Origin of the sequence: Paenibacillus sp. FSL R5-0473, assembly GCF_038004565.1 — a bacterium.
GTDB classification, from domain to species: Bacteria; Bacillota; Bacilli; order Paenibacillales; family Paenibacillaceae; genus Paenibacillus; species Paenibacillus amylolyticus.
This window is the reverse complement of record NZ_JBBORL010000001.1, coordinates 1117740-1139018: the sequence shown is the minus strand read 5'-3', so window position 1 is coordinate 1139018 and position 21279 is coordinate 1117740. Positions and strand designations below refer to the sequence as shown.

The 21279-nt window shown below is 46.6% G+C and carries 19 protein-coding genes and 1 other RNA gene; 3 read left to right on the top strand and 17 right to left on the bottom strand.

Annotated elements, in window-relative coordinates:
* Positions 1 to 214 precede the first annotated feature (214 nt).
* The 3 genes from typA to MKY28_RS04895 form a co-directional block, all read right to left on the bottom strand.
* Entirely contained in the window at positions 215 to 2059 is a 1845-nt protein-coding gene (gene typA, locus MKY28_RS04905; RefSeq protein WP_036674819.1) for a translational GTPase TypA, read from the bottom strand.
* A 177-nt stretch (positions 2060 to 2236) separates the two neighbouring features.
* Positions 2237 to 2731 (bottom strand): hypothetical protein, encoded by a 495-nt coding sequence (locus tag MKY28_RS04900; RefSeq protein WP_143781059.1) that lies wholly within the window; start codon positions 2729 to 2731, stop codon positions 2237 to 2239.
* A gap of 297 nt (positions 2732 to 3028) precedes the next feature.
* Positions 3029 to 3688 (bottom strand): TerC family protein, encoded by a 660-nt coding sequence (locus MKY28_RS04895; RefSeq protein ID WP_047843767.1) that lies wholly within the window; start codon positions 3686 to 3688, stop codon positions 3029 to 3031.
* An 87-nt stretch (positions 3689 to 3775) separates the two neighbouring features.
* Between MKY28_RS04895 and MKY28_RS04890 the strand changes: the two genes are divergently transcribed.
* Complete coding sequence (locus tag MKY28_RS04890) at positions 3776 to 4486, top strand: TerC family protein (protein WP_036615002.1); 711 nt, start codon at positions 3776 to 3778, stop codon at positions 4484 to 4486.
* 123 nt (positions 4487 to 4609) lie between these two features.
* Here MKY28_RS04890 and thiI read toward each other — a convergent pair whose 3' ends face one another.
* From thiI to MKY28_RS04860, 6 genes are all read right to left on the bottom strand, one after another.
* Positions 4610 to 5851, bottom strand: a complete 1242-nt coding sequence (gene thiI, locus MKY28_RS04885) for a tRNA uracil 4-sulfurtransferase ThiI (RefSeq protein ID WP_100527636.1) — start codon at positions 5849 to 5851, stop codon at positions 4610 to 4612.
* Positions 5852 to 5856: 5 nt separating this feature from the next.
* Positions 5857 to 7005 carry a cysteine desulfurase family protein gene (locus MKY28_RS04880; protein ID WP_340935178.1) on the bottom strand — a complete coding sequence of 383 codons (1149 nt, stop codon included), beginning with the start codon at positions 7003 to 7005 and terminating at the stop codon, positions 5857 to 5859.
* Between the two features lie 172 nt (positions 7006 to 7177).
* The gene (locus MKY28_RS04875) at positions 7178 to 7930 is read right to left on the bottom strand and encodes a lytic transglycosylase domain-containing protein (protein WP_340935176.1); all 753 of its coding nucleotides are present in this window, start codon (positions 7928 to 7930) and stop codon (positions 7178 to 7180) included.
* 191 nt (positions 7931 to 8121) lie between these two features.
* Positions 8122 to 8535 carry a hypothetical protein gene (locus tag MKY28_RS04870; protein WP_036674813.1) on the bottom strand — a complete coding sequence of 138 codons (414 nt, stop codon included), beginning with the start codon at positions 8533 to 8535 and terminating at the stop codon, positions 8122 to 8124.
* A gap of 35 nt (positions 8536 to 8570) precedes the next feature.
* A complete protein-coding gene (locus MKY28_RS04865; RefSeq protein WP_074095869.1) occupies positions 8571 to 8789 on the bottom strand; it encodes a DUF1540 domain-containing protein in 219 nt (72 codons plus the stop codon).
* A 165-nt stretch (positions 8790 to 8954) separates the two neighbouring features.
* Positions 8955 to 9461: a YpuI family protein gene (locus MKY28_RS04860; RefSeq protein WP_017687263.1), complete on the bottom strand. Its 507-nt coding sequence runs from the start codon at positions 9459 to 9461 to the stop codon at positions 8955 to 8957.
* A 283-nt stretch (positions 9462 to 9744) separates the two neighbouring features.
* Here MKY28_RS04860 and MKY28_RS04855 point away from each other — a divergent pair, with 283 nt between their 5' ends.
* The gene (locus MKY28_RS04855; protein ID WP_340935175.1) at positions 9745 to 11619 is read left to right on the top strand and encodes a S8 family peptidase; all 1875 of its coding nucleotides are present in this window, start codon (positions 9745 to 9747) and stop codon (positions 11617 to 11619) included.
* Positions 11620 to 11721: 102 nt separating this feature from the next.
* Here the strand turns inward: MKY28_RS04855 and MKY28_RS04850 are convergent, their stop codons facing one another.
* Positions 11722 to 11979 (bottom strand): hypothetical protein, encoded by a 258-nt coding sequence (locus MKY28_RS04850; protein ID WP_036615016.1) that lies wholly within the window; start codon positions 11977 to 11979, stop codon positions 11722 to 11724.
* 86 nt (positions 11980 to 12065) lie between these two features.
* On the bottom strand, positions 12066 to 13586 hold the full coding sequence (gene pdxR, locus MKY28_RS04845; protein WP_036615019.1) for a MocR-like pyridoxine biosynthesis transcription factor PdxR: 1521 nt from the start codon (positions 13584 to 13586) through the stop codon (positions 12066 to 12068).
* A gap of 107 nt (positions 13587 to 13693) precedes the next feature.
* On the opposite strand from pdxR, the gene MKY28_RS04840 reads away from it, so the two are divergent.
* The gene (locus MKY28_RS04840; RefSeq protein WP_036615022.1) at positions 13694 to 14923 is read left to right on the top strand and encodes an aminotransferase-like domain-containing protein; all 1230 of its coding nucleotides are present in this window, start codon (positions 13694 to 13696) and stop codon (positions 14921 to 14923) included.
* A gap of 257 nt (positions 14924 to 15180) precedes the next feature.
* Here the strand turns inward: MKY28_RS04840 and rnpB are convergent.
* The 6 genes from rnpB to MKY28_RS04810 all read right to left on the bottom strand — a co-directional run bounded on the left by rnpB (position 15181) and on the right by MKY28_RS04810 (position 21246).
* An RNA gene (rnpB, locus tag MKY28_RS04835) (RNase P RNA component class A) lies at positions 15181 to 15590 on the bottom strand.
* An 82-nt stretch (positions 15591 to 15672) separates the two neighbouring features.
* Positions 15673 to 16788, bottom strand: coding sequence for a Nif3-like dinuclear metal center hexameric protein (locus tag MKY28_RS04830; protein WP_076328102.1), 1116 nt, complete (start codon positions 16786 to 16788; stop codon positions 15673 to 15675).
* Positions 16764 to 17522 (bottom strand): tRNA (adenine(22)-N(1))-methyltransferase, encoded by a 759-nt coding sequence (locus MKY28_RS04825; RefSeq protein ID WP_100527037.1) that lies wholly within the window; start codon positions 17520 to 17522, stop codon positions 16764 to 16766. Before MKY28_RS04825 ends, MKY28_RS04830 begins: the two co-directional genes overlap by 25 nt.
* A 184-nt stretch (positions 17523 to 17706) precedes the next feature.
* The gene (gene rpoD, locus MKY28_RS04820) at positions 17707 to 18846 is read right to left on the bottom strand and encodes an RNA polymerase sigma factor RpoD (RefSeq protein WP_017687256.1); all 1140 of its coding nucleotides are present in this window, start codon (positions 18844 to 18846) and stop codon (positions 17707 to 17709) included.
* A 43-nt stretch (positions 18847 to 18889) separates the two neighbouring features.
* Positions 18890 to 20710 carry a DNA primase gene (dnaG, locus tag MKY28_RS04815; protein WP_036615029.1) on the bottom strand — a complete coding sequence of 607 codons (1821 nt, stop codon included), beginning with the start codon at positions 20708 to 20710 and terminating at the stop codon, positions 18890 to 18892.
* 47 nt (positions 20711 to 20757) lie between these two features.
* Positions 20758 to 21246: a YaiI/YqxD family protein gene (locus tag MKY28_RS04810; protein WP_047843776.1), complete on the bottom strand. Its 489-nt coding sequence runs from the start codon at positions 21244 to 21246 to the stop codon at positions 20758 to 20760.
* Positions 21247 to 21279: the final 33 nt, after the last annotated feature.

The window sequence follows — 21279 nt, the reverse complement described above, 5'->3', positions numbered from 1 at the left end:
TGCATCGTGACCGTTTCGGTCTCAGCTCGTTCTTCTGATCGCTGTTATCCCCAGATTTTTTTGATCCATTTTTCAATGGTAAAATCCGGGGATAAAGGCGAGCGCTTCGCTTCTTCAGAATCGATTCTGATCCCTACACTACTTTAGCTGTACAACCCTCTCGTTACTTGCCGGGCCCATCAAATGCTAACTTATATAGTTTATTTTGTTGTTATTAGGCTTTAGAAGCCATTTTGCGTTGTTTTTCTGCACGCTCACGCTCGGATTTGTTCAGGATCTTTTTACGAAGACGAATAGATTTTGGTGTAATCTCACAATATTCATCTTCATTCAGATATTCAAGCGCCTGTTCCAATGAGAAGATAATCGGGGTTTTAATTTTAACCGTATCATCTTTACCAGAAGAACGAACGTTAGTCAGTTGTTTTTCTTTGCAGATGTTAACAACGATATCATTGTCACGTGTATGTTCACCAACAATCATACCTTCGTAGATTTCAGTACCCGGCTCCAAGAAGAGCGTACCGCGATCCTCAACGCCCATCATGCCATAGAACGTAGATGTACCCGTTTCAGTTGAGATCAACACGCCTTGGTGACGTCCACCCACTTGACCGGATACTACTGGAGCGTAGCTGTCAAATGCATGGTTCATTACACCGTAACCACGAGTCAATGTCAGGAAGTTTGTGCTGTATCCGATCAAACCACGTGCTGGAATCAGGAACTCCAGACGAACTTGACCACTACCTGTGTTAACCATGTTAACCATCTCTGCTTTACGTGCGCCCAGGCTCTCCATTACGGAACCCATGCTCTCTTCAGGGATATCAATCAACAAGCGCTCAACAGGTTCCATTTTCTTACCGTCAACTTCTCTTACGATAACTTCTGGTTTGGATACTTGAAGCTCATATCCTTCACGACGCATATTTTCAATCAGGATACCCAAGTGAAGCTCACCACGTCCGGAAACGATAAATGCATCAGGGCTATCCGTTTCGTCAACACGAAGGGAAACGTCTGTTTCCAACTCTTTGAACAAACGCTCACGAAGTTTACGGGAAGTTACCCATTTACCTTCACGACCTGCGAATGGACTATTGTTCACGAGGAACGTCATTTGCAGTGTTGGCTCATCAATTTTCAGAACTGGCAAAGCTTCCGGGTTGTTAGGGTCGGCAATGGTTTCACCAATGTTGATGTCCTTGATCCCTGCAATGGCAACGATGTCGCCTGCTCCTGCTTCTTCCGTCTCAATACGTTTGAGACCTTGGAAACCAAACAGTTTCTCGATACGTGCAGTTTTACTCTTACCATCACGCATAATAACCGTTACCGATTGTCCTTGACGGATCACACCGCGGTTAACACGACCAATGGCAATACGGCCAAGGTATTCATTGTAGTCCATCAAAGTAACGAGGAATTGAAGTGGTTCTTCAACATTTTCGGTAGGGTGTGGGATATGACTAACGATGGTATTGTAGATCGCCATCATGTTGTCATCTTGTTTGGCAGGATCATTATCCATGCTGGATGTTCCGTTCAATGCGGAAGCATATACAACAGGGAATTCGAGTTGTTGATCGTTGGCACCCAGTTCAATGAACAGGTCCAATACTTCATCAATAACCTCAGTCGGACGAGCCGCTGGACGGTCAATTTTGTTTACAACAACGATTGGTGTCAGGTTATGCTCAAGTGCTTTACGAAGTACAAACTTCGTTTGTGGCATACAGCCTTCATAAGCATCAACAACGAGCAATACACCGTCAACCATTTTCATGATACGTTCAACTTCACCACCGAAGTCGGCGTGTCCTGGTGTATCCACAATATTAATCAAGTAATCTTTATAAGTTATAGCCGTGTTTTTGGCCAAAATCGTAATACCGCGTTCACGCTCCAAATCGTTGGAGTCCATTACGCGCTCCTGTACCGTTTCGTGATCTCGGTAAGTACCGGATTGCTGGAGCAACTTGTCAACGAGTGTTGTTTTTCCGTGGTCGACGTGGGCAATAATCGCAATATTGCGAATGTGTTCTCTTGAATGCATGTTTTGTATCCATATCCTTTCCAATTTCAAATCATATCTACTTAAACTTCCCGCAATTTCGCAGGTTACTCACAAAATAAGCGTCGGTGATATCCCGACGCATGTCTATATCCCTTATATTATAGTTTATTATAGGTAAAAATCAAGATATTTCGCACGAAAAGACCACTGGGAATATTACCAGCCTCTCCCTTGACGTCCTCGTCCAAGTAATAACCAGACTCCACCCAAGATCAAAAGGACAGCAAGTACATAGATTATTCCCGTTTGCAGCAAGGTAAATCCGAATAATATGATGGACACCGCACCAAGGATCAAAGCTGCAGGTAACACATATTCCGGTCTTCGCCGTTCAGCCATTCCATATTCGAGTAACCCTATGGCGATCCCAAGCAAGAATGCTGGCCACAGCCTGCTCATAAGTCCAGCGCCCCAGGTATTCGTTATACTAAATAAAACACCATACACCGTTAGTATGCCGGCAGGAACGAGTGACCACGATGGTGAAATACGCGCATAATATAACGCATGAAGGGCGATGCCTGGCAGCAGGATCAGCAAAGGCCAGAAATTACGACCAATAAATCCAAACACGCCAAACTTGCCAAGCAGAATAATAATTCCCGCTGCTACAATAAATAGTCCAATCGCTTTTTCATTTCTCATCCTCATCTAAAATCACCTCTTATACTATGGCTATGTACTTTATTTCTTCATAAACGATACGCATTCCATGCTGACTGTTGATAATCAAACCTTTAATCATGCTTCTAGTGTATCCGATGTTTCGGCAAAAAACTATACTTTATGTCGCACTTTGCGTGCGTCCTTTACCTGTATTACCCTAAAATGTGCAACTTATGACCAGCCCAATGATTGTTGTATTGACAAGCGTATTATCTCACCACAAAACCGCCTAAACCGGACGGTTCAGACGGTCATATGTTCAAGCTTTTATCCAAAATTAAACTATGCGTTCTTCCGCACAAATTTATGTGCGCCTCCAATCGCAACCACAAGACAAGCCATGGCTACGGGTAGCAGCGTATGCACCTCTGATGCCATACCTCCCAGCCATTCTCCTAACTTGGGGTCTTTCATCACCATCTCACCTGCTGTGAAGGCCAGGATGCCTGATCCAACGAATACAAGAATCGGAAATCGCTTCAACAAACCAACAATTAAGCCGCTCCCCCATACGACGATGGGGATACTGATTGCAATACCAATGACGATCAGAGCCAAATCTCCATCTGCCAAAGCCGCTATGGCCAAAACATTATCCAAGCTCATTACAAAATCGGCAATCAGAATGGTTTGAATGGCTTTCCAGGTCGTAGAAGCTTCTCGAATATGTACTTCATCCTCATTTTGAAGCAGCAGCTTTACTGCAATCCAGAGTAGCAACAGCCCACCTGCCGCTTGGATAAAGGGAATCCCCAGCAATAATACCGCTACAAAGGTTAACACACAACGCAGCAGCACCGCGCCAAAAGCTCCCCACCATACCGCTTTTTTGCGTTGTATTGGTGGCAGATCCTTGCTGGCAAGCGCAATAACAACCGCATTATCTCCACTTAATACCAGATTGATCATTAAAATTTCAGTTAACAGCCATAGTGTATCCATGTCCTCATCCCCCCACATTAACTTGTATGTCGGAGTTGTCCATGCTATTCTTAATGATTGAACCGTATATAAGGAGTGACATATATCATGGAGCTATTTAGTCCCACATTCTGGCTGGCTTTGCTGAACGTTGTCTTTATTGATCTAATTCTGGCTGGGGATAATGCCATCGTCATTGGTCTCGCAGCTCGAAACTTGCACCCTTCCGTGCAGAAAAAGGCGATTCTATATGGAACTGGCGGCGCACTTTTGATTCGAATTTTAGCAACAGTTGTTGTTTTATGGTTGCTTAAAGTTCCGTGGCTCTTGCTTGTGGGAGGCATACTTCTGATCTGGATTGCCTATAAATTATTGGCGGATCAGGGAGATGAACACAATGATGTCCAGGCGGGAACTTCATTGTGGACCGCTATTCGTACCATCGTGATCGCGGATGCAGCCATGGGATTAGATAACGTGATTGCAGTTGCTGGAGCAGCGCAGCAGCATCTCGTGCTTGTCATCCTTGGACTCCTGATTAGTGTACCTATTATCGTCTGGGGCAGTACCCTGTTTATCAAGCTAATTAATCACTTTCCTTGGATTATCTATGTCGGAGCCATTGTTCTCGGGTATACGGCTTCCAATATGATCACTGAGGAACAGCGACTCTTGCCTTACTTTACGGAACATCCGGCATTGCGCATTCTCTTTATCGTTGTGGTTATTGCAGGTGTAGTCTTTGCAGGTTATCGCAAACGCTCCAGCAGTTCCGGCCACAAGGGATCTGGTGGGGAACAGCAGCGCTCCTATTCGTAGGCTAATTTAAACTAAAAATTTCATTCTGAATACAGCAAAGGACTGAACGATATTTCATCGGACAGTCCTTTTTTGCAGTTAACATAGCCCTTATTATGTCAGCCATGCTAATTTTTATTGAGTTTAGAACCAGTCATCCTTCATGCCATTGTCTCCTGTTGGATTCGTTACCACAGAAGTTTCACCGGCGTGCAGCGTGATCGTTTCAGTTTGTTCCACCGCTTGATCCACCCATTCTGACAGATGGCTCATTGTTGATTCTATTTTATCCACAATTCGAAGATTTGGATTGGTTGAAGGTGACTTTGGCACAAAGAGAGTACAGCAATCCTCATATGGCAAAATAGAAATGTCATACGTTCCGATCTGTTTGGACAAGGTAATGATCTCCTGTTTATCCATCATAACCAGTGGTCGCAACAGTGGCAGATCCGTCGCACGACCAATGACATTCATACTCGGAAGAGTCTGACTTGCAACTTGGCCCAAGCTATCCCCGGTGATCAGTGCTAATGCCCGCTCACGCTCGGCAAGTTTGGAGGCAATTCGCAGCATTGAACGTCGCATCAGCGTAATAATCAGATTATCCTGACCCAGCTGGGTAAATGCCGTTTGGATCTCCGTAAATGGAACCAGATGCAGCTTGATTGTTCCCGCATGATCAGCAAGGGCACGTGCCAAATCAATGACTTTCTCTTTGGCGCGCTCGCTTGTGAACGGGTAACTGTAAAAATGTACACATTCCACTTCCAGTCCACGGCGCATGGAAGACCAGGCTGCCACCGGGCTGTCTATTCCACCTGATAGCAGTACCATCGCTTTTCCATTCGTGCCCAGCGGAAACCCACCTACTGCCGGAATGGTTTCGTTGAAAATATAGGTACCCTGATCCCGAATTTCCACTCGCAGTTCAATATCAGGTTGACGAACATCAACACTTAATTGCTGAAACTTCCGAAGGATCGGGGAACCGACCAAATGGTTCATTTCATGGGAGGAGTTCGGGAACTCTTTCCAAACCCGCCTTACATTTACCTTAAATGTGGTGCCTTCTTTGAATTCGTCTTCCCTTTCGTCCATAAACGCAACTGCTGTTTTCACAATCTCATCAAGCTCGGATGGAGTAACTTTAACCGGACTAATCGACATCACACCGAAGACCCGCTTCAGCACCTTAATTAGTTCAATATGTGATTCACCGCCAAGATCCACATAGACACGGCCATATTCTTTGCGAAGGCTCGCTCCTGGATAAGGTTTAAGCAAAGCTTTCACCTGTGTAATGATCGTTTTCTCAAATCGGGCACGATTTTTCCCTTTTAACATAAACTCTCCGAAACGGAGAAGCAGCATATCATATTTCATATCCATTACATCCGCCTTTCGAGGGGCCGCAACTGCGCCACCATCTGATGTAAAGCCTGTTCAAGCAAGGCTACATCTTCTTCTGTATGTTCATCTCCAAGACTAATACGCAATCCGCCAATAGCACAAGCTGCATCTCTGCCCATCGCAAGTAGAGCCCGACTCGGTTCAGCCGAACGCGAAGAACAGGCAGATTGGGTCGATATGGTTACGCCAAGTTGCTCCAAGGTGTGCAGCGCCACTTCTGCCTTCATCCCGGGATAGGAGAAGTGTACAATATGAGGTGCACCCTCTGGGCGACTTATTAATTCAAATTCAGGAATGGCACGTATCGTTTCCATCAATCGATCACGGAGCACCGTTGTACGCCGGGCAAAATCAACCTGATCTTCTGCTGCCATTCGCATAGCCTTTGCCATGCCTACCAGCAAGGCCACGTTTTCTGTGCCTGCTCTTAGGCCTTGCTCCTGTGATCCTCCTGACAATAGTGGGGTAAGCTCTACTCCACTTCGAACATAAAGGAGACCTGCTCCCTTCGGTCCACGAATCTTGTGAGCAGACAGACTGTACAGATCTGCACCCCAAGCGGCAGGTGTCGCCTCCATTTTCCCAAAACCCTGAACACCATCCACATGGAAAAGCACGCGTGGTGCTTTCTTTTTGAGCTGTTTGCCGATTTCTGCAATCGGATGGATGGCTCCTGTTTCATTGTTTACATGCATCAGACTTACAAGCACCGTGTCGGGCCTGATCGCGTCTACAACCTGCTGAGCGTTGACCTCTCCATCGGAATTCACGGGAACTAATGTCACTTCCCATCCCCACTGCTGCAATTGCATAACACTTTCGTACACAGAGGCATGCTCGGTAGCTGTTGTGATGATGTGTCTGCCTCGTGACTGATAACGTAATGCCGCACCTTTTATCGCAAGATTATTACTCTCTGTCGCACCGGAAGTAAATACAATCTCTTCTGGCTTAACGCCGATTGCCGCAGCACATCCAGATCGAGCACGACGCAGCAACTGATCGGCACGCTCTCCATACCCATGGATGGAGGACGGATTACCGAATTGTGTCTCCATAATTTCGGCCATCGTACGAATCACATCAGGATGGGGAGGTGTGGTTGCAGCATAATCAAAATATTTCAAATGAGGTTAGACCTCCCTTATCTCTTCGTTCTTGAACCTACAGTGAGCATTGTAACACGATACCCATACAACACAAAAAGACCAACCGGGAACAGGCGTTTCAAGCGCTTCTGCTCCCACATTTGATCTCATCCTGCCTATCATGTGTTTTCACAAATGTCTATCTGTGAGTTTAGATCACATATTTCGACTGTGCCTTCTCCACCTTGGAGATATAATTCTGTGTTTCTGAAGGCAGACGGTTAAGTACACTCATCAGTTCGCTATCACTCGACACGCCCAGACGTGAAACACGACCGGGTCCTGCATTATATGCAGCAAGTGCCATCTTCACTTCTCCACCGAAACGCTGGAGCTGAAGGGAAAGATACTTCGTACCCGCATCAATGTTCTGGGCAGGATCAAATGAATTACTCACACCCAGCCCTGCAGCCGTGCCATCCATTAATTGCATAAGCCCCTTGGCACCGGCGGAGGACACGACATTTGGGTTAAAATTGGACTCTGTGTCAATGACGGCCTTGATCAATGATTCAGGAACACCGTATTTGACACTTGCCTCGGCAATCAAAGATTCATAATCCGTAGGTACAGATGCACCTGAATCCACGATTCCTGTATTGGATGAAGATAATAAAGACTCAACGATGTTATTGGAGACAGAGGACGATCCTGCCGTATTTATATCTGGATTGTACGTGCTTCCGAGTTGCAGCCACAACAGACCATCACTGGATCTTTTGGAGACCGTCGCGGTGGAATCTGTATTGCTTGTCGAATTGGCACCCGTACCTAACAGCCCGTCCATCACATTTGCGAAATCCACTGTTGAACCAGCATCCGATTGTGATCCACTGGTTTGGTTATTCACATTGGACAATTGCAGTTCCAACAACTGCCGCGATCCGCTTGGATCAATCTGCATGAGTTATACCCACTCCCGTATAATTTAAGCGTATTATGACCTTATTCTACATCGTTTTACAGCAAGGTTCCATTGTTTTCAAAAAAATATATAAATCTCTCCACTTAACCTGCGCATATACGAAAAAAACCTTCTGTAATTCACCGTATTTGGGTGAGAACAGAAGGCTTTTGAATGAATCATTTTACACGTTAACGAGCGAATGGAATCATGAAAAAATAACTCAGCGTAGCTACAACACCCAGTCCAATGGACCAGGCTCCCGCTGTCTTACGACCATTCACATAGGCATAGTAACCCAGTACAGCTGCGGCCGGTCCAAGTACGATTGACCACATAAACAAAGACGCGATCCCGAAGGCAAGTCCCATGTAACCCGCAACCTTGCCTGTTGATTCCATGACCCGGTCTGCCTCATGCTTCTCAGGTACAGGCTCTGCCCGTTCGGTACCTCCAGTTCTTACGACAGTCGGAGGAGCGACCTCTGCCCCGTATTCTTCCCGATGTGCTTTTCTGGGATAATCGACGCGCATACGCTGTTTTTCACCGTCAACATTGATTTTAGGGCGATCCTGCAAATTAAACTTATTATCGTCATTTTTCATTGGGAAGCACCTCCGTTATGAATAGGGATGACTGCTCACTTGGGTTTGAACGTGTGACAGCATGTTGCAGAGGATGTGCGTGCATGATCATGGTGATCGGAGTCAAATGTCTCACCGGCAAATTCCTCATGCAGACGACGGGTGGCATGTTGGTCGATGTCAATCATGATGGCATCAGCGTGGCAGAAGTTGTTCTCTCCCCAAAAGTTGCAGTTGGAGACGCTGCATTTGACAATTGGTTTGTCTTGGCTCATTTTTTATCACCTCGACTACTATTGTCTCCCCGCCACAAACCTGATATTCCCCGTCAAAATGCCAGATGATGACATGATCACACCTCGTCTGATTCTCACTAAAAACACAAAAAAACCGCCACAAGGGCGGTTTCGTCCAATTTCATATTCAGGTTTAAACGTTAATTAGGCGTGATTCCGTTGATTTTGCATACGGCGCTGAGTCAGGTAATCACTTTCATAATATGCCAGATCATCGCGCAATTCTTCGTACGTTTTGGAAACCTCAAGAATGACATCCCGTACTGCACGGATTGGCTTGTCACGGAAACGAATGGCATCTTGTCCTGTGTAAGCGTATCTTCCGTCTTCGGAATAACATTCATTTTTGGGATAGAAAAAGCTGTTTACGCATTGGTGATACGTATTATAAAGAGCCTTTTCGGCAAAATCGACATCAAAGTTGGCACGACGCAGCACAACGCCAAGTTTTTCGTAAGAAACTTCAGAAAAAACGAGCAAATGACGGAGATCTGAAAGAAATCCTTTGTAGAAGGCTGTTGATTCTTCCGTCTGATTCTGATCCAGTTCAGGCAAAGCATTCTCATTCAAAAAATTTTCAATCCGATCGATAGCCGGTTTTAACTTTTCCCTAGTTGACTCACATGTTTTCTGTACATTGGCTGCTGACATAAAGGTAGCTCCCCCTTAAATAAGTCCTTACATATAGGTCGGCCAACGGTGGTTTTCCCCTGACCTTTGAATTCTCAGCTATAATCCTACCATAAAAAGATGACGAGCGGTATCCCTTAATCATGCTTTCCGCTTCTGCCGTTAAACATGCCTATTATACGCAGTTAGACTCGAACCCGCCTGCATAAAAATATCCGCTTTTTCTAACGATAGATATGACCAGTGACAACGACGAAGCACTGTTAATGATTGTCCAAAATGAACGAAGGAGGTTCCATCCACCATGTCCAGACCGAAATGGATTAACTGGGCCCTTGCAGCTGGTGCAGGAGCACTCGCTCTGACACTCCTGCTTCCAACATCCAATCGTCCCGAACCTAAGCCAGGTGCCCTGTCTGACTCTGCTCATGAGGAGCACACGAGTAAACAGCGTCTGAAAGTGCAGGATGTCAAAGCAACCGATCTTCTGACCCGTATGGATGCCAAGCAACATCTCAGTATCATGCTGGAGAAAACCGCCACAATGAATGCTGCGCAGGTTAGCCGATATGTGAATGATCTCCAAAATTCACATGAACATATCAGATCCATTCATCTCATGAATACCAATGGCTCTTTTAACAAGCCCTTTGATCACGCCTCCACACAAGGAAGCAAGTTGGAACAACAGAAGCTTCAACATTCGCTCAACCTTGCCAAAAAAGCGGTAAACAAACGTCAAAGTTTTGAATCCTCTTCTTTTCCTTTGGGAAAAGAAAAATATTTTGTTATGGGGCAACCCTCCAAAGATGGCAAAAGAGCTGTAATTGCCTTGTTCAGTCAGAACGTATTAAATGCTGTTGAACAACATCAGCGCAAAAATCTGCGCATGATCCCTTATCCGCGTGAGGGTAAATTCAAAATTGAGTCTGTTCACCCGGATACGCTTAACGAAATCACAGTAAAAACTGGACATGATAATGCAAATGCCAGTCATTTTTATGAAAATGAAATCGTCATCCGTTTTCGCCAAGATCCCGGTGAACGGGATATGCGTATCATTAAATCCGATCTGAGAGCGCAATCTGCGCGCAAGCTGGGATACACGTATGTTTTTCGGTCAGAACATATGAGTTACAAACAATTGCATAGTTATTTCGAAAGCAAATGGAATCCACTCTATATGGAGCCCCACTATATGTATTTAACCAATGATACTGTAACTGAACAAACAGATGTAACGATACCCAATGACATTTTGTTCTCCGATTATCAGTGGAACCTGCCTGCGATTGAGACAAACAGAGGTTGGAATATTACCAAGGGAAACAAAGATGTCATCGTAGCAGTAGTTGATACGGGGGTTGATATGAATCACCCTGACCTGAAGGGCAAGCTCCTTGAAGGTTATAATGTGGTCGAGCCCGGAAGCCAACCTATGGATGATGTGGGACATGGAACACACGTTGCAGGCATTATCGGCGCTATTGTCAACAATAACGAAGGCGTGGCAGGCATGAGCTGGTATAACAAGGTACTACCCGTTAAAGTACTCGACAACTCAGGTTCTGGTACCACATACGCCGTTGCCGAAGGCATCATCTGGGCAGCCGACCATGGAGCCAAAGTTATCAACATGAGTCTGGGCAATTATGCTGATGCGCAATTTCTTCATGATGCCATTAAATACGCTTTTGACCGGGATATCGTCCTGATTGCAGCCACGGGGAACGATAATACCGAGCGTCCAGGATACCCTGCTGCTTATCCGGAAGTATTTGCCGTATCTGCTACGGACCCGGATATGAGCAAAGCTTCCTATTCCAACTACGGGGACTATGTGGATGTGATGGCTCCGGGGTCCAGTATCGCCAGTACCTATCCAAACAATCAGTATGCGGCCTTGTCTGGAACGTCCATGGCTAGCCCTCATGTAGCCGCACTTGCAGGTTTGATTCGTTCGTTGAACCCGGACTTGACCAACACGGAAGTGATGGATTTGATGCGCCAAAGTGTTATTGACCTCGGTGATCCGGGTCACGATAAGTATTTCGGCTATGGTCAAATCGATGTCTATAAGGCACTGCAAGCCGCATCAGGCAACAGCGCTCCTTTGCAGTTCTGGCCGCAACATGTCAGACAACAAATGGATAATACGATGAAAAAGTATACGCAGTAAGCGTAATGAGGATAATCTGTAAAAAATACAAAAGCAGCTGCGCCCCGGGGCGTACGCTGCTCTTTTTGGTTTATATCCAATTCCCCGGGGCACCCGCTGCGATTAGCGTTTGCGAGAAGTTGTGCGGGCTTTGCTTGATTTTTTCACGGATTTTTTCTTCGGATTATGGCTGGATACATAACAAGGGTCTTCTTCTTTGACAACAACAGGATACATGTGGTGATGAATCGGAACACAGTGATGTTTTTTGATCACTTCAATCGGGTGGATTACAGGCACGATTTGTGGGATGTAATAATCCTCAACAACCTGGATCGGGTCACAGACAATCGGGCAAAGCGGTGGACAGTAATGGTTCATTTCAAAACCAACTCCCTTTCTGGTGATACTATAACCTATTGCAACAGATCGAAAGTGGATTGGATGTATGTCCATAGTCCGAAAAATTATATGAGCGGTAGCCTGTCCGCCACTGTCCCACCCTGCCCAGGTGTTACTCTGTCAATGACTTGGCACAGTACACGAAGTCCCTCACACAAAAGCTCAACGTTTGTTACCGTGAAGCAGATACGCAGACTTGGTGTATCCATCTCCCCTACATAACAGGCTGAACCGGGGAGGAAAGAGACCCCTGCAGCAAGTGACTGATGATGCAACTCACGCATATCTAAGTTACTTGGAAGTTGGAGCCACAGATTGAGCCCTCCCTCTGGCAAGCGCCATTGCATGCCCATAGTAGCATGCTCTTCCAGCACTTCAGATGCTGCGCACAAGCGAGAATACAATTCATCCCTCAATCGGGATACATAGGCACCGTACTGATTCTGAATGAAAGATTGCAGTGCCTTTTGTGTAAGCAGCGGACTCCCCAGATCGGCCGTAGATTTCGCGGCCACAAGCCGGGTCAATACACTTCCGTCTGCGATGGCGCAGGCTATACGGCAACCGGGAGACAACACCTTGCTGAAGCTTTTGATATATACGACATGACCTGTCCCATCCATCGATTTAATGGAAGCCGGGGGAGGGTCCCGAAAATAAAGATCTGCAAACGGATCGTCCTCCAGAATGAGGCAGTGGTAGCTTTGCGCGAGATTAAGAAGTTGTGCTCGTCTTCTTGCACTCATCGTGATACCTGTTGGATTGTGATAGGTCGGGATCGTATAGATCAGCTTGGGCGGATAGGTATCACATAATCGGGTCAACAGATCAATACGCATGCCTTCGTCATCCATCGGGACCGTAATGATCTTCGCGCCTCTACTCGTAAATACATCAATGGCTCCGGTATAGCTTGGTGCCTCCATGTATACAACATCACCAGGTCCGACAAAAGTCCGTGCCACAAGATCGATCCCCTGCTGAGCACCACTTGTAATTAACATGCGTTCAGGTGCAGCCTGTAGTCCACGCTCGGCAAAGTGTTCGGCCAAGATCTGTCTAAGCTCCCGATCCCCCTGAAAAGATCCGTAAGCTGCCATACGCTCTGTATGATCAGAGGAGAGTCGGTAGGCGCTGTCGATAATCTCTCGTGTAGGCAACAGTTCAGGCTGAATCGCTGACATATGAAGTTCATACCGCACTTGAGGTGACGTATCAAAATGTCTCCAGAGCTGGGCTCGCGGTAAATAATCCACCAGTGCCATCTGCCAATTCCATGACGTACTGGATTCACTGTTGGCATTGTTTCGCTGCGTTCGGTCCACATCCTCCATCTGATCCACGTTCAATGTACCTCTCACATAACAACCTTTCCCCTGGGAGCAGGTGATCAATTGAATCGCTTCAAGTTCAGCATATGCTTTGGATACAGTGACCAGGCTGACACCCAAATCCGCGGTCATTTTACGAACAGAAGGAAGTCGGGTTCCGGGTTCAATGAGTCCTGATCTGATGCGATCGGCAATCGTTAGCGCAATCTGCACGTACAATTTGGTACTGCTTCCCCGCTTTAATTCAATATGCATATGTGCTCCCCCAACTGTTATGATCTTCATTTTACTGTTATAGTGTAGTCCGTCTATTATAGTTTATAATATCAGTATAACAGTGAATAACAGGAGATGAGAATAACATGAGTATCCCTTGGTCCAAAATGGCACAAAACACCCCGTCCTCTGTCGTTCGCGACATGCTCCAGGCCGCTCAGGCACCTGGAATGATCTCTCTAGCCGGTGGATTACCCGCCCAGACTTCATTCCCGCTGGAAGCCATCCGCGTTGCATATGAAAAAGTATTTATGAGCGGAGCAGCCGCTCTTCAATATGCGGAGACTGAGGGTTACCGTCCTCTTCGCGCCAAAATCGCTGAACGTCTTGAATCCAAGGGCATTCCCGCTTCACCCGATCACATGCTTCTCACTACGGGTTCACAGCAATCCATCGACTTGGTTTGCCGCATCCTTCTCGACCCGGGTGACCGCGTATTGGTTGAATCACCAACCTACCTCGCTGCTCTGCAAGTCATTCATTCCTATCAGGCTGAATCTCACGGCGTAGCCTGTGATGATCACGGCATGTTGCCTGAATCTCTGGAGGAACAGCTCCAGTTGCATCGTCCAAAACTTGTCTACATTAATCCCACGTTCTCCAATCCTACGGGAAAAGTATGGTCGCGAGAAAGAAGACAGCAGGCTGTGGATCTGTGCCGCAAGTATGGAGTACTCATTCTGGAAGATGATCCCTATGGTGAAATTCGGTTTAATCCGGAGCAATTGGATGTCCCTGCTCTTGCAGAACTGGATGCAGTATCCTATGACGGCCCTTCCAACGTTATCTACACCAGTACATTCTCCAAAACGGTAGCACCTGGCCTTCGTACGGGATGGATTCTGGCCGCTCCCGATATTGTCAAAATGGCAGCACGAGCCAAACAAGGTGCCGACTTGCACTCCAGCAGCATTGACCAAAGAGCGCTTCATGCACTGCTTGAATCTTTCGATCTGGATGCGCATATCCGCCATATTTCAGAGGATTACGAACAACGCATGAAAACATTGACTACTCTTATGGCAGCCAAAGCTTGGGAAGGCATCTCGTGGAATTCACCACAAGGTGGTATGTTCTTGTGGCTGCAATTGCCTGAAGGCATGCTTGCAAGCAATCTGTTCACTTACGGTATCCAGGAGAAAGTGTGCATTGTCCCTGGTGATTCCTTCTATGCAGGTACACCAGAGTTAAACCGCATGCGGATCAACTTTACTCATACGGACCCTGAGCTCCTTCCGGAAGCCGTGGAAAGAATGGATCGCGCCATCCAACGTTGGCATGCTTCCTTAACATCGGACAGTGTTGTTACACTGTAATGAACTGTCATAAACGTTTGACTATTCCATTAGCATATGAAGATTAATAACTTGATATGAGAAACAAAAATAAGGCGGCAGGCCCGAGAATATCGGAACTGCCGCCTTATTTTTATAGAACCTGTTATCAACAGGAGTTAAGTTTTTTTAGATGTTCATGGGTCCTTCTGATCAGTCAGGCCATCGGATAATTCATACGAGTTGTCCTCGACTGATAGGTGGACTACATTGTGTTGCAATAGTGTTGTTGTTGCAGTTAGGAAAGCTTACCGTAAGCCGGGTTCTGTGCTCTTCGTGGTTCATACGGGAACTACCCTCCCACCAGAAGCGACAATCATCTATCTAGGCCATACATTGCTGCACAGCTCAAGCGACCAACCTAGACACACCTCGGGCTAAGGTTGCCTCCTCCGAAGAGGCGGCTGTGTCCCATTAGGTCTTGCTCCAGATGGGGTTTACCAGGAACGAAGTCACCAGCGTTCCTCGGGGTCTCTTACACCTCGGTTCCATCCTTGCCTGTGCCGGAAAATCCGGCCATCGGCGGTCCATTTCTGTGGCACTATCCTTCAACTCGCGCTGACTGGACGTTATCCAGCATCCTGCCCTGTGGAGCCCGGACTTTCCTCTCGTGGCAACAAAGGCCACCAGCGATTGTCTGTCAAGCTTTCCGAACAACATTACATAGTATACAGGCATTTAGGTTCCCAGACAAGCTTAATATTACTGGGAGCTGCACAGCAACGGTCTTTTTAGATAAACTGGAACACTTCCGTATTTACCTCAGAAGCCGTAACTTGCGTATCATATCGTTTCTCTTCCAAACGGGAACGAAGCCAATCCGCTGTTTTCGGTTTCATAATCTTCTCGGAATTATGTCCCGGGTCGATGATACACATACCTGCCATTAACGCATCATGAGCCGTGTGATAATCAATATCTCCGGTCACAATAACATCCGCACCTTTGAAGCGGGCAGTCAGCGCGTAACGGCTGCCAGAGCCGCCAAGAACCGCTGCTTTTTTGATCTGCTTGTTCAGATCTCCTACTACCCGCACATGAGGCACATTGAATTGGGTCTTCACGACCTCCACTAGCTCACCTAATGTCTTAGGATCCCTAAGGGGTCCCAAGCGTCCCAGACCGAGCGTACGGCCCTTTAAATCCATTGCATAGAGGTCATAGGCCACTTCCTCATATGGATGAGCCTTAAGCATCGCCTGAACAACCTTACTTCTCAGACTTTGGGGTACGATGGTCTCAATACGCATTTCTTCCACACGTTCCATCTGCCCTTGGGTACCGATAAACGGTTGAGTCCCTTCACCAGGTACAAATGTTCCTGTACCTTCCGTGTTAAAGCTGCACTTGTTGTATTGACCGATACTCCCCGCTCCGGCTTCCAGAATGGCCTGAAGAACCTGTTCATGATGGGTACGAGGCACAAAGACAGCCAGCTTGTACAGATGATCTGTGTGTACATCTTCCAGCGATTCTTTACTCTCGATGCCAAGTGCATCGGCCATCCAGTCATTCATCCCACCCTCGGCCACATCCAGGTTTGTATGACTGATATAGACAGCAATATCATGCTTAATCAGCTTTTCATACAATTTACCCATAGGTGTATCTGTACTCAGTGACTTAACCGGACGGAAAATGATCGCGTGATGAGCGATAATCAGGTTGGCACCGATACGAATCGCTTCGTCCACCACCTCATCCGTCACGTCCAAAGCTACTAACACGTGACGGATTTCTTTTTGCAAACTGCCAAGCTGGAGACCAATGCGGTCATCCGGTACAGCCAGATGTTTGGGAGCGAGTTGCTCCATCAGTTGAATTACAGTTTGACCTTTGGCAAACATGCCAAAACCTCCTTCAAGTTTGCGATAAGACGCTCTACCTCAGCCGCCTTGTCCCGGGAAGAATCCTGATCGGATTTGGAGATGGAGTTAACAACCCCTTGCAGTTTGACGATCTCACTTTCCCATTTGGAAAAAAATACATCCGTCGGTCGATCAACCAAATAAGGCCCCATCCGTAGTAGCAAATCTTCCGTCAATTCTGTCCCGCCTTGAAGCGGACGTGCACGATACACCTCTACATTGGCAATCGGGCTTACAGATTGTGGCATCGCCGTTATAATCTCATAAATCTTGCCATCTTCTTCGAGCAACTGTTCTGCTACAACCACCCAGTGATGCTCCAGTAACCAGCGTCTGAGGATATCCTCACCCACATTTGGTTGCAAAATAAGTAACTGGACTCCTTCCAGTTTGGATAAACCTCTATCCAAAATAGAAGCAATCAAGGCACCGCCCATGCCTGCGATGGTGATGACATCCACTTCACCCGCAGAGATCACATCAAGACCGTCTCCACGACGCACCGTGATTTTTTCTTTCAGGCCAGCATCACTGACTTGTTTGCATGCAGCATCATAAGGGCCAGGATTGACTTCCCCGGCTACTGCACTTGCAGCTTTCCCACTGCGGATTGCGGCTACTGGCAGCAACGCGTGGTCTGAACCGATATCAGCCATGCGGCTGCCATCGGGAATTTGATCATGTATTCGCTGTAATCGATTCGAAAGTTTCATGAAGCACCTACACCATTCATTTAATTTATTGATTTGCATTGAACAAGGAAAAGCGATAAAATAAAATCCAATAAAACATTTCAAGGATGAATTTCCAAAACCAAGAAATCAAGACGTTTAAATTAAAAATAAAGGAGACCCCGCCGCCGCTAAAGCGTCTTGCGGAAAGTCTCCCATAGTTCGATTATTCGAGGAAATCCTTGAGTCGTTTACTACGACTCGGGTGACGCAACTTACGAAGAGCCTTGGCTTCGATCTGACGAATACGCTCACGCGTAACACCAAATACCTTGCCGACTTCCTCCAGCGTTCTCGTCCGTCCATCATCCAGACCAAAACGTAGACGAAGCACGTTCTCTTCACGTTCAGTCAGTGTATCCAATACATCTTCGAGCTGTTCTTTCAGTAACTCATACGCAGCAGCATCCGCCGGAGCAAGTGCTTCCTGATCCTCAATGAAGTCACCCAGATGGGAATCATCTTCCTCACCAATCGGTGTTTCCAGAGAAACCGGTTCCTGTGCAATCTTCGTAATTTCACGAACTTTCTCTACACTCAGATCCATCTCAGCAGCGATTTCTTCTGGTGTCGGTTCACGCCCAAGTTCCTGCAACAGCTGACGGGATACCCGGATCAGCTTATTAATCGTCTCCACCATGTGCACAGGGATACGGATTGTACGCGCCTGGTCAGCAATAGCACGAGTGATCGCTTGGCGGATCCACCATGTAGCATACGTACTGAACTTGTATCCTTTTTTGTGGTCGAACTTCTCAACCGCTTTGATCAGACCCATATTACCTTCCTGAATCAAATCAAGGAACAACATTCCACGTCCAACGTAACGCTTGGCGATACTGACAACGAGCCGTAAGTTAGCTTCAGCCAGACGACGCTTGGCTTCTTCATCCCCGTTCTCAATCCGTTTAGCCAGTTGTACTTCATCATCTGCCGACAACAGTGGCACACGACCAATTTCCTTGAGGTACATACGGACAGGGTCATTGATTTTGATACCTGGCGGCAAGCTCAGATCATCATCAAAGTGGAATTCGTCCTCTCCCTCTCTGGTGTTGTTCTCGGAATCTTCACTAGGACGAAGTGTAACCTCTTCATTATTTTCATTCACTACATCGATACCCAGATCGCTCAGTTGCTCATAGAACTCATCCATTTGCTCTGCATCCTGCTCAAAAGGAGAGAGTTTCTCTATAATTTCCTTGTAATTCAGCGAAGCTCTTTTCTTACCTGATTCAATCAATTGATCTTTAACCTGATCCAGTGTCAATTCTGTTTCTAGTTCAGTATGCTGATCATTCGCCATAATTCGACTCCCTCCTCCCTAGAAACATCTAATCATCAGACGTTCACTGTCTCTCTAGGGCAATCATTTCAATTGCAATCTGTGCCGCGCGTACAGAATCACCTGCCCGCTCTGCAGCAATCATTTCTTCTTTTTTCAAATCGTACTCTTTCTTACGCGGATGCTTCAGCACTTCCCTGATGCAATCATCGAGCATTTGAATACTCCATTCACCTGGACCATCCATCATCGAGATTGAACTAACCGTCTTTTCCAGGCGATCGTCATGCAGTGAAGACATAAAACGGCTTGTATCCGACGGTTTGCCTTGCGCATAGTAGGCATATAGATAAGCAGCAATAGCTGCATGATCATCCAAGTTAAAAGCTTCACCAAGATGCTCATTCACGTACTGGGCAGCCTCATCATCCTGCAACATCCAGGCAATCAGTTTGCGTTCGGCAGCGTGATAAGCCGGCAACAGATTGGGTGTAGGCACCTGCCTATTTTGTTGCCTACCATTATTCCACCTTTTCGGGTTATTATCCCCAAACTGGAGGTTATTTTTCATCGCCTCCCGTTCTTCATTACACTCCTGCTTCAATGTTTCGAACGATACGTCCACTTCTGCAGCCAGTTCACGAAGATACACTTCCCTTTCTGTTGGAGAAGGTAAGGGTGCAATCAACTTTACTGCTTCTTTCGAATAGGCGATTTGTCCGCCACCCTCTAGCAGTATATGGCTTTTTTTTAAGTTTATAAGTTTAAATTTTGTAGTTGTCACGGCACCGTCCACAATCTGGTTTCGGAACCGTTCACCACCATGCTTCCGGATAAAATCATCCGGGTCAAGTCCCTCGGGAATGAGAGCCACTTTGACCTGCAATCCAGCTTCCTCAAGAATAGGGAAGTTTTTGAGTGCAGCAGCCTGTCCTGCTCTGTCGCCGTCATAACATATGATGACTTCGTCGCACATCCCTTTGAGCATCAGTGCCTGATTCTCGGTTAACGCAGTGCCCATTGCCGCTACACCATTCTGGATATCCTGGTCCCATGCGGAGATGACATCACCATATCCCTCGAACAAAATGGCTTGTCTTTGTTTGCGAATTGCATTCTTGGCATGATGCAGATTATAGAGAACACGGCTTTTGTTAAATAACCGGGTTTCCGGTGAATTTAGATACTTCGGTTGCCCATCTCCCAATATGCGTCCTGCAAATGCAATCGGCTTGCCGCTCCTGCCATTAATCGGGAACATAATCCGGTCTCGGAATCGATCAACATATCCCTGACCTTCATTTCGGGGTGACAGAAGTCCACCCTTTTCCATCTCTTCGAGTGGATAGTTACGTTTCTCAAGAAATTGTACCAGTGTGTCCCAACGATTTGGTGCGAAACCAATCTGGAACTGGTCAATCAACTTGTCGCCAAAACCTCTTGAGCGTAAATACTCCATGGCTGACTTGCCGTGCTCTGTATTTTTCAACAAAAAATGATACAGCTTCGCGGTAAGCTCATAAGCCTCCAACAGACGTTCTGTCTCCGGATTCACATGAGCAGATTCACGCCCTTGCCAGTCCCCCATAGAGATGTGACTTTCTTCCGCCATCGTTTTGACAGCCTCGGGAAAGGATAACCCTTCGATTTCCATCCTGAATTTGATGGCATTTCCGCCCGTGCCGCAACCGTAGCAGTAGAAAATTTGTTTCTCAGGTGTAACGGTGAACGAAGGCGTCTTCTCGGAATGAAAAGGACAGAGGCCTTTCATATACTTCCCCTGTTTGGTCAGATGCACAAATCGGCTCACCGTATCGACAATATCATTCTGCTGTAACACCGATTCAATAATACTTTCGGGTATACCGCCTTGTCCGGTACTCATCTCTGGCCACCTTCATCTCTTCAACACGTAAATATAATTCGATAAACTTACACATTCTCCTGCAAATCTTTTAAAAGTTTTGTCAGTTTATGTTGAAACATTTCTCGATCCTGCTCTGTGAAAGGCTTTGGGCCTTTCCCGTAATGGCCTCTTTTTCGTGCTTTGGCCGCAGTATGACGAGAATCCAACATGAAATCAATGTCACGATCGTTGAACTCACGACCACGAAAGGACAAAACATAACAACGTTTGCCAAGCGCAAGTGCCGCAAGTCCATAGTCCTGAGTGATAACCACATCATATGGCTTAATATGATTAGCAATATACAGGTCTGCGCTCTGATCACTGCGATCCACTTGCACGGTTCGTACCCCTTCTCCTCCTTGAAGCAAATGATCAAATGAAGAGACTAACAATACGGGGATGTTGAAAAGGCGAGCTGTTTGCGCAATCTCGGTTTTGACCGGGCAAGCATCACCATCCACAACAATGTGGCGTATATTTAACTCACTCAAACCCAGACCACCCGGTTTCATAAAATAGCTGCATATTGTTATATACGACCCCGG